Genomic DNA, 8,397 nt, shown 5'->3' with positions numbered 1-8,397 from the left:
GGCCTGGCGTCATCGGTCTGGACCAAGGACGTTTCGCGCGCCATGGCGACGGCCGCCCGCCTGCAATATGGCTGCACCTGGATCAACACCCACTTCATGCTGACCAACGAGATGCCGCATGGCGGGTTGAAGCAGTCCGGCTACGGCAAGGACATGTCGCTCTATGCGCTGGAAGACTACACCGCCGTGCGGCATGTGATGGTGGCTCACAGCTAGCGCCTTCCCTTCTCCCCGTTTTACGGGGAGAAGGTGGCCCGAAGGGCCGGATGAGGGGCAGCGCGTCCTTGGCAAAGCCGGCTCCGCCCCTCACTGCCTGCCGGCGTCTTCTCCCGTGAAACGGGGAGAAGAGTCACTACTCCACAATGCGATAAATATTCCACAGGCTGGTGCCCGACACGACATAGGGCTCGATCTCCTTGCCCCATTTGGCATGCGCGTCGATCTTGCCGATCTTGGCGAAGAACGCCTCCAACTGGGCCAGGCTTTCGACCTGGTGATGGGACTCGACCGTCGCCTCCCGCGCCCCGATCGAACCGGTCATGATCTGGAATTCCAGCTCGTCGATGCCGACCTGCGAGCCGATCTCGCGTTCCCATTTCTTCAACAGGTCGAGCACGGTCTGCTTGTGTCCGAACTTGGCGTCGATCTGCCATCTGGCGCTGAACATCGTCTTCTCCTCCAGGTTTGCGGCCCAAGCCGCGGTTGATCCACCGGCCGTCGATCTACTCGTCCCAGGCCTGCACGACGGTCTGCCTTGCGATCCGCCCGTCCTTCAGCTCCAGCATCGCCGCACAGAACACCTTGGTGCCGTCCGGATAGGCGCAGGCCTGGGTGAAGGCGAGGCTGTCGCCATCGGCGATGGTGGTATCGACCTTGTGGGTCATCGCGCGGCTGCAGATGTCGTCCCAGAATGTGGTGATCGCGGCGCGTCCGCGGATCTCGCGCGGCTTGCTCGGCGGGTTGTTGCGGTCGATCACCCGCACCAGCGCGTCTTCGGCGTAAAAGCTCGACAGCATCTTGCCGTCACGGGTTTCGATGGCCTTCTTGATCGATGCGCCATCCACTGTTTGGGTCTTGGTCAGCATGTCATCCTCCATTGGCCCGTCTTGCGACCGGGCGGTTGATGGTCGAAGGGCTGCCCGGCGCTCGTCGCCGGGCAGGGATTTCCTCACTGCGACTTCGCCTTGACGGCCGCGAACACGTCGTCGGCCTGCTTCTTGAAGGTCGTCAGATCGACCTGGCTGCCGTTGAGCATTGTCGACCAGTGGCGCACGATCGCGGACATCGCGACCGCCTCCTTGATCTCCTCGTCGCTGGCGCCGTTGAGCTTGGCCGCCTCGGTGTGGAAATAGATGCAATACTGGCATGGGATCTGCGCCGCGACGGCGAGGCCCAAAAGTTCCTTGGTCTTGCCGTCAAGCGCCGTCTTCGGGTTGAGCTGCACGCCCTTGATCTCGGCCCAAGCGCCGGCAACGGCCACATCCGGCAGCGTCCTGAACATGTCCGGCACCGAGCCGAGCGTCGCCTCGATGTCCTTGTAGGTCGCCGCCGCGGACGCGTCCTCGGCCTTTGCCGGAGCGATGGCGAACAGCGCTCCAACGCCTGCCGCTATCACCAGCGATTTGAGTGTCCGGTTCGACTTCAGCATTTCCTCCTCCGTTCGCAGCACCTTTCCCGGCGACATCCGCCTGGCCTGCATGGAGAGAATTGATAGCGCTTACCCGCTCACGGCCGCTTCGCCCGAAAGCGCCATGGCTCTCATGGCCCGTGCGGGCCAGGGTGCCTGGCCGAAAACGCCGCCGCCGCCGCCCGCGACGGCAGGTCCAGCTTGAGCAGTATGTTGGCGACATGGCGCTTGACCGTGTGTTCGCTCAGCCTCAATTCGGCGGCGATCGCGGCATTGCTCTTGCCGTCGGCGACGAGGCTCACCACTTCGCTTTCCCGCGCCGTCAATGCGGCCGGCTCGGCAGCCTTGGGTTTGGGCCGGCAGGCGGGTTCCAGATGCTGTTCGGAAGTCGCATGGACCAGCACCAGCGGCTCCTCCAATTCGTCGACGCTGATGCGTCCGGCATCGGTGAAATGCAGGCCCGACCCAGCCGCCAGGTCGGCGATCAGACGCGACGCGATAATGTCGCCGCGGCCGGCATGGGAGGCCAGTTGCATCGCCACCCGCGCCGTCATCCCGACGGGCGGACCGCGCACCTCGATCTCGCCGACATGCGCCCCTTGCGCGCTTGCCACGCCGATTTCCTGTGCCGCCTCGCGCAGGGCTGCCGCGCAGCGTATGGCGCGTGCCGGGCCGTCGAAGCGCGAAATCATCAACTCGCCATGCAGGCCCGCCGAACGCCCGCCATGGCGCCCGACCAGCAGCCGCCAGGTTTCCTGGAAGCGTTGGCTGCGTTCGCTCCACATCCGGTCGCCGAGCCGCGCCGTATCGTAGATGCGTGTCACCAGAAGCGCCGCCAGCACGCGGTCCACTTCGCCGACGGCGCGTTCGCCGGTCAGGAATTCCTCGATCAGGTCGGCCACCCCATCGACATCACCGGTCCAGATCGGATGGTCGCGTCCGGGAATCTCGACCAGCCGGGCACCGGGGATCTTCTGTGCAAGGAAGCGGCTGGCATCGGGGTCGACCCGCGCATCGTTGCGGCGATGTATCAGAAGCGTCGGTGCGCTGATCACGCTCAGGATGTGGCGGATGTCGACGTCGGCGTTCATGCGCGCCAGCGTCGCCGCCGCCGTCGGGCTCGCCGACAATCGTTCGAAGCGAGCCCACCACTGAGCGAAATGCGCGTCGTCGACCCGGCTCGGCGCGAAATGGGGCAGAGTGGCGCCGGTGCCCCAGGCTGTCTCCGCCATCTCGATGAAAGCGTTGAGACGTTCGGGCGACATCACCCATTTGTGGAAATGCGCATAGCCGCCATAGAGCGCCAGAGCCCGTGTCCGCTCCGGATAGGTGGCGGCGAACAGCATCGCCATCGGCGCGCCTTCGGAGGAACCTAGCAGCGCCGCACGGCCGCTGCCGGCGGCGTCCATAACCGCGCGCACATCGTCCATCCGCGTTTCGAGACTGGGCAGGTTATGCGCGTCGACGCGGTCGGACAGACCCGTGCCGCGCTTGTCGAACAGGATCAGCCGCGAGAATGCCGAAAGCCGCTTCAAGAGCCTGGTATAGCCCTCGTCTTCCCAGTGCAGGTCGAGGTTGGAAATGAAACCCGGCACGAAAACGAGATCGAACGATCCCTGCCCGACCACCTGATAGGCGATCCGCACATCGCCGCTACGGGCGTATCGCGTCTCGATCGGCCTCACGAGATTTCCACCCCGGCCTGACGATTTCTGGTCGTCAAACCATAGCAGAACAGCGCGGATTGCGGCAGCTTAAACTTTAGCGATTGTGAATGTAAGCTGGCGCGGCTTGGCGGCTATTCCTGCGAGGCGGCGACGTCGGCAGGGGAGGGCTTGAGCCCGAGTTTGAGGTCGGCCGCAGCCGGCGTGATCGGTCGCTTGATCCTGGCGGAGGCGGCCACCACCAACTCGTTGAAGTTCCCGGTGCCGTCGTCCAGCATTTCGAAGAACTGCCGCCGCATCCTCGGCTCCCAGAACTTGTTGATGTGCTCGGCGACGCCGGCAATGCCTTCCTCGCGCGGCTTGGAATGGAAGAAGTCGGCGATCTGATTTGCCATGCGCACCAGCTTCTCGGCGGTGCTCATAATGTGTTCTTCGTCATGCGACATGCTTGGCAACTCCGCAAACCACCCGGTCGGGGTGGGTGAAAATATCAAAATCGTCTCCGCGAACCAGCGCCACCAGCGTCATGCCGGCCTCTTGCGCCGTGCGGATGGCCAGAGCGGTCGGCGCCGAGACGGCGATGATGAAGGCCGAGCCGATGGAAGCCGTCTTCTGCACCATTTCAACCGAAACCCTGGATGTCACCACGACAGCACCGGATGCGCCATCGATACCAGCTTTGGCCAGCGCGCCGGCCAACTTGTCGAGCGCATTGTGACGGCCGACATCTTCGCGCGCCATGACGATGCCCTTGCTAGGCACATAGAAACCGGCGGCGTGTACCGCCCCGGTCTCGGTGTGCAGCGGCTGCACCTTGGAGAGGAGCTTGACCGAACGGACGATGTCGTCGGCATCAAGCGTAAGTTTTGACGCACCAACCGCATCGACCGAGCGCATCGCTTCCTCGATCGATTCGATGCCGCAGAGCCCGCAGCCGACCGGACCCGCGAGCCTTCGCCGCCGCGCTTCGAAACGTGTGTTGGCTCGGTCTTTCAGCCGGATCTGAATGTCGATGCCGGCGCCATGATCCTCGACCTCGATGGCTTCGATCTCCTCCGGCGCAGCAATAATGCCCTCGGTCAGCGAGAAGCCAAGCGCGAAATCCTCGAAATCGGCCGGGCTAGCCATCATCACCGCATGCGTGGTGCCGGCGAAGGAGAACGCCACCGGCGTCTCTTCCGGCACCATCCGGTTGGCAGCCGTCGTCCCAACCGCGCGGTGCGCCAGCCGCGATACCTGCGTCGTGGCTTTGCGGCGCGCGCTCAAGACTACTCCGCCGCCTGCAGAGGCGCGATGCGCCGGCTCTGCTTGGCTTGCTCGTCATAGTCGCGCTGCCATTCCGACGGTCCGTTGGAGGCGCCGACCTGCACCGCCGTCACCTTGTATTCCGGACAATTGGTCGCCCAGTCGGAGAAGTCGGTGGTGATAACGTTGGCCTGAGTGTCCGGATGATGGAACGTCGTGTAGACGACGCCGGGCGACACCCGGTCGGTGATCAGCGCGCGCAGCGTCGTCTCGCCCGAGCGGCTGGTCAGCCGGACCCAGTCGCCGTCGCGCAAGCCGCGGTTCTCGGCATCGTGCGGATGGATCTCCAGCCGGTCCTCCGAGTGCCACATGCTGTTGTCGGTGCGCCTGGTCTGCGCGCCGACATTGTACTGCGACAGGATGCGACCGGTGGTGAGCAGCAGCGGGAAGCGCGGCCCCGTCCTTTCGTCCGTCGCCACATATTCGGTGCGGATGAACTTGCCCTTGCCGCGCACGAACGCATCGATGTGCATGATCGGGGTGCCGAGCGGCGCCTTCTCGTTGCAGGGCCATTGCACGGATCCGACGCGGTCGAGCAACTCGAAGGAGACGCCGGCGAAGCTCGGCGTGGTCATCGCGATCTCGTCCATGATCTCGGAGGGGTGCTGGTAGTTCCAGTCCAGCCCGATTGCGCGGGCAAGCTCCTGCGTCGCCTCCCAATCGGCGTAGCGCGCCTTCGGCTCAAGAACCTTGCGCACCATGTTGATGCGGCGCTCGGCGTTGGTGAAGGTGCCGTCCTTCTCGAGGAAGGTCGAGCCCGGCAGGAAGACATGCGCGTAGTTTGCCGTTTCGTTGAGGAAAAGGTCATGCACGACGACGCATTCCATCGCGGCAAGGCCGGCGGCGACATGCTTGGTGTCGGGATCGGACTGCAGAATGTCTTCGCCCTGGATGTAGATGCCCTTGAAGCTGCCGTCGACGGCGGCGTCCAGCATGTTGGGGATGCGCAGGCCGGGTTCGTCGTCCAGCTTCACGCCCCACAAGGTCTCATAGATATCGCGCACGGCTTCGCCGGAGATGTGGCGATAGCCCGGCAGTTCGTGCGGGAAGGAGCCCATGTCGCAGGAGCCCTGCACGTTGTTCTGGCCACGCAGCGGGTTCACGCCGACGCCGGGTCGGCCGATATTGCCGGTGGCCATGGCGAGATTGGCGATTGCCATCACAGTGGTCGAACCCTGGCTGTGTTCCGTCACGCCGAGGCCGTAATAGATCGCGCCGTTGCCGCCGGTGGCGTAGAGACGCGCAGCACCGCGGATCAACTCGGGATCGACGCCGGACAATTTGCCGACGGTTTCGGGGCTGTTTTCCGGCAAGGCGACGAACGATGCCCAATCCTGGAACTCCGTCCAGTCGCAGCGTTCGCGGATGAAGGCTTCGTCGAACAAGCCCTCGGTGACGATCACATGCGCCAGCGCCGTCAGCACGGCCACATTGGTGCCGGGCTTCAGCGGCAGGTGGTAATCCGCTTCGATATGGGCCGACTTGACCATCTCGGTGCGGCGCGGATCGAGCACGATCAGCTTGGCGCCCTGGCGCAGCCGCTTCTTGAGCCGCGAGGCGAACACCGGGTGAGCGGAAGCCGGATTGGCGCCGATGATGACGGCGACGTCGGTGAAGTCGACGGAATCGAAATCCTGCGTGCCGGCAGACGTGCCATAGGTCTGGCCGAGCCCGTAGCCCGTCGGCGAATGGCAGACGCGTGCGCAGGTGTCGACATTGTTGTTGCGGAAACCCTGCCGCACCATCTTCTGGACGAGGTAGGTTTCTTCGTTGGTGCAGCGCGACGAGGTGATGCCGCCGATCGCGGTGCGTCCGTACTGGTACTGGATGCGGCGGAATTCTTTCGCTGTGTGGGCGATCGCCTCTTCCCAACTCACTTCGCGCCACGGGTCGGTGACCTTTTCGCGGATCATCGGCGACAGGATGCGGTCCTTGTGGGTGGCGTAGCCATAGGCGAAACGGCCTTTCACGCAGGAATGGCCGTGGTTCGCCTTGCCCTCCTTGTAGGGCATCATGCGAATGACCTCGTCGTCCTTCACCTCGGCCTTGAACGAGCAGCCGACGCCGCAATAGGCGCAGGTGGTGACGGCCGAGCGCTCCGGCAGGCCCTTGGCAAGCACCGTCTTCTCGCGCAGCGCATCGGTCGGACAGGCCTGCACGCAGGCGCCGCAGGACACGCATTCCGAATCGATGAACGCCTCGTGCATTCCCGCCGAAACCCGGGATTCGAAGCCGCGTCCCTCGATGGTCAGCGCGAAAGTGCCTTGCACCTCTTCGCAGGCCCGCACGCAGCGCGAGCAGACGATGCATTGCGAGGCATCATAGGTGAAATAGGGATTGGATTCGTCGCGGGCGATATAATCGACCGCCAGCGAGCCATGGCCGGGCGCCACGCCGCCTTCCGGCTTGACGTGGTTGCGGCCCTCGATGCCGTAGCGGTTCTCGGTCAGGCCGATTGATTTCGCCACCGCATCGAACTCGCTGGCGCCGGTTCCGGCCTGTTCGTTCCAGCCGGTCGGATGGTCCGAGACATAGAGTTCCATGACGCCGCGGCGAATGGCGTCAAGCCGCTCGGTCTGCGTACGCACGATCATGCCTTCGCCGACAGGCGTCGTGCACGATGCCGGCGTACCGCCGCGTCCTTCGATCTCGACAAGGCAGACTCGGCACGAACCGAAGGAGTCCAGCATGTCGGTAGCGCAAAGCTTGGGGATCTCGACCCCGCCTTCCATCGCCGCACGCATGATCGAGGTGCCTTCCGGCACGGTGATGCTGCGCCCGTCGACGTTCAGCGTGACCTGCTTCTGCGCCGTCGATTGCGGGGTTCCGTAGTCGATCTCTTCGACGAGGGATGGGAAGTCGGCTTTGATGTTCATCTGCCAGCTCCTATTCGGCAGCCACGCGCACGGGCGCGGGCTTGAAGTCGTCGGGGAAATGGGTGATCGAGCTCATCACAGGGTAGGGCGTGAAGCCGCCCAGCGCGCAGAGCGAGCCGAATTTCATCGTGTTGCAGAGATCGGTGACCAGAGCGAGGTTCTTCTCCGGCTCGATGCCCGCGACTATTTTGTCGATGGTCTCGACACCGCGCGTCGAGCCGATGCGGCAGGGTGTGCACTTGCCGCAGCTTTCGATGGCGCAGAACTCCATGGCGAAGCGCGCCTGTTTCAGCATATCGGCGGTGTCGTCGAACACCACGATGCCGGCATGGCCGATCAGCCCGTCCTTGGCGGCGAAGGCTTCATAATCGAATGGCGTGTCGAACAGCGCGCGTGGGAAATAGGCGCCGAGCGGCCCGCCGACCTGCACCGCCTTGACCGGACGTCCCGTGGCCGTACCGCCGCCGATCTCGTCGACGATCTCGCCCAGCGTCATGCCGAAAGCGGCTTCGAACAGACCGGCATATTTGACGTTGCCGGCGATCTGGATCGGGATCGTGCCGCGCGAGCGGCCCATGCCGAAATCCTTGTAGTAGGCCGCACCCTTGTCCATGATGACAGGCACCGAGGCCAGCGAGATGACGTTGTTGATCACCGTCGGCTTGCCGAACAGCCCCTTATGCGCCGGCAGCGGCGGCTTTGCCCGCACCATGCCGCGCTTGCCTTCGAGCGAATCGAGCAGCGCCGTCTCCTCGCCGCAGACATAGGCGCCGGCGCCGACCCGGATCTCCATGTCGAACGCGTAGGGTGAACCCAGCACGCTGGCGCCGAGAACGCCGGCCTTGCGGGCGGTCTCGACGGCCTTGTTCATCACCGCCACCGCATGCGGATATTCCGAGCGGACATAGACGAAGCCCTTCGTGGC

9 protein-coding genes are annotated in these 8,397 nt (G+C 64.4%); 1 reads left to right on the top strand and 8 read right to left on the bottom strand.

Annotation, left to right across the window (positions count from 1 at the left end):
* Positions 1 to 216 (top strand): aldehyde dehydrogenase family protein (locus EN943_RS31965; RefSeq protein ID WP_127415997.1); only part of this gene is annotated, 216 nt, incomplete at its 5' end.
* Between the two features lie 136 nt (positions 217 to 352).
* On the opposite strand, the gene EN943_RS31960 is transcribed toward EN943_RS31965, so the two are convergent.
* The 8 genes from EN943_RS31960 to EN943_RS31925 all read right to left on the bottom strand — a co-directional run.
* Positions 353 to 667, bottom strand: a complete 315-nt coding sequence (locus EN943_RS31960; protein ID WP_127267881.1) for a hypothetical protein — start codon at positions 665 to 667, stop codon at positions 353 to 355.
* Positions 668 to 722: 55 nt separating this feature from the next.
* Positions 723 to 1,085 (bottom strand): nuclear transport factor 2 family protein, encoded by a 363-nt coding sequence (locus EN943_RS31955; RefSeq protein ID WP_027039678.1) that lies wholly within the window; start codon positions 1,083 to 1,085, stop codon positions 723 to 725.
* An 83-nt stretch (positions 1,086 to 1,168) separates the two neighbouring features.
* Positions 1,169 to 1,648: a carboxymuconolactone decarboxylase family protein gene (locus tag EN943_RS31950; protein ID WP_127415996.1), complete on the bottom strand. Its 480-nt coding sequence runs from the start codon at positions 1,646 to 1,648 to the stop codon at positions 1,169 to 1,171.
* Positions 1,649 to 1,758: 110 nt separating this feature from the next.
* The gene (locus EN943_RS31945; RefSeq protein WP_127415995.1) at positions 1,759 to 3,312 is read right to left on the bottom strand and encodes an alpha/beta fold hydrolase; all 1,554 of its coding nucleotides are present in this window, start codon (positions 3,310 to 3,312) and stop codon (positions 1,759 to 1,761) included.
* Positions 3,313 to 3,425: 113 nt separating this feature from the next.
* A complete protein-coding gene (locus EN943_RS31940) occupies positions 3,426 to 3,737 on the bottom strand; it encodes a formate dehydrogenase subunit delta (RefSeq protein WP_013528015.1) in 312 nt (103 codons plus the stop codon).
* Positions 3,727 to 4,557, bottom strand: a complete 831-nt coding sequence (gene fdhD / locus EN943_RS31935; protein ID WP_127415994.1) for a formate dehydrogenase accessory sulfurtransferase FdhD — start codon at positions 4,555 to 4,557, stop codon at positions 3,727 to 3,729. The genes EN943_RS31940 and fdhD overlap by 11 nt, the downstream gene beginning before the upstream one ends.
* Before the next feature lie 2 nt (positions 4,558 to 4,559).
* Entirely contained in the window at positions 4,560 to 7,472 is a 2,913-nt protein-coding gene (gene fdhF / locus EN943_RS31930) for a formate dehydrogenase subunit alpha (protein WP_127415993.1), read from the bottom strand.
* A 10-nt stretch (positions 7,473 to 7,482) separates the two neighbouring features.
* Positions 7,483 to 8,397 (bottom strand): NADH-ubiquinone oxidoreductase-F iron-sulfur binding region domain-containing protein (locus tag EN943_RS31925; protein ID WP_206522845.1); only part of this gene is annotated, 915 nt, incomplete at its 5' end.

It is taken from the genome of Mesorhizobium sp. M7A.F.Ca.US.006.01.1.1 (genome assembly GCF_003997935.1).
Taxonomy (GTDB): domain Bacteria; phylum Pseudomonadota; class Alphaproteobacteria; order Rhizobiales; family Rhizobiaceae; genus Mesorhizobium.
Note: the sequence above shows the minus strand (reverse complement) of the source record. Positions and strands in the feature narration are given on the sequence as shown.

Bases quoted from the DNA above. Each gene is read 5' to 3' on its own strand.
- EN943_RS31950 (WP_127415996.1), bottom strand. From the start codon at position 1,648: ATGCTGAAGTCGAACCGGACACTCAAATCGCTGGTGATAGCGGCAGGC.
- EN943_RS31960 (WP_127267881.1), bottom strand. From the start codon at position 667: ATGTTCAGCGCCAGATGGCAGATCGACGCCAAGTTCGGACACAAGCAG.
- fdhF (WP_127415993.1), bottom strand. From the start codon at position 7,472: ATGAACATCAAAGCCGACTTCCCATCCCTCGTCGAAGAGATCGACTAC.
- EN943_RS31955 (WP_027039678.1), bottom strand. From the start codon at position 1,085: ATGCTGACCAAGACCCAAACAGTGGATGGCGCATCGATCAAGAAGGCC.
- EN943_RS31940 (WP_013528015.1), bottom strand. From the start codon at position 3,737: ATGTCGCATGACGAAGAACACATTATGAGCACCGCCGAGAAGCTGGTG.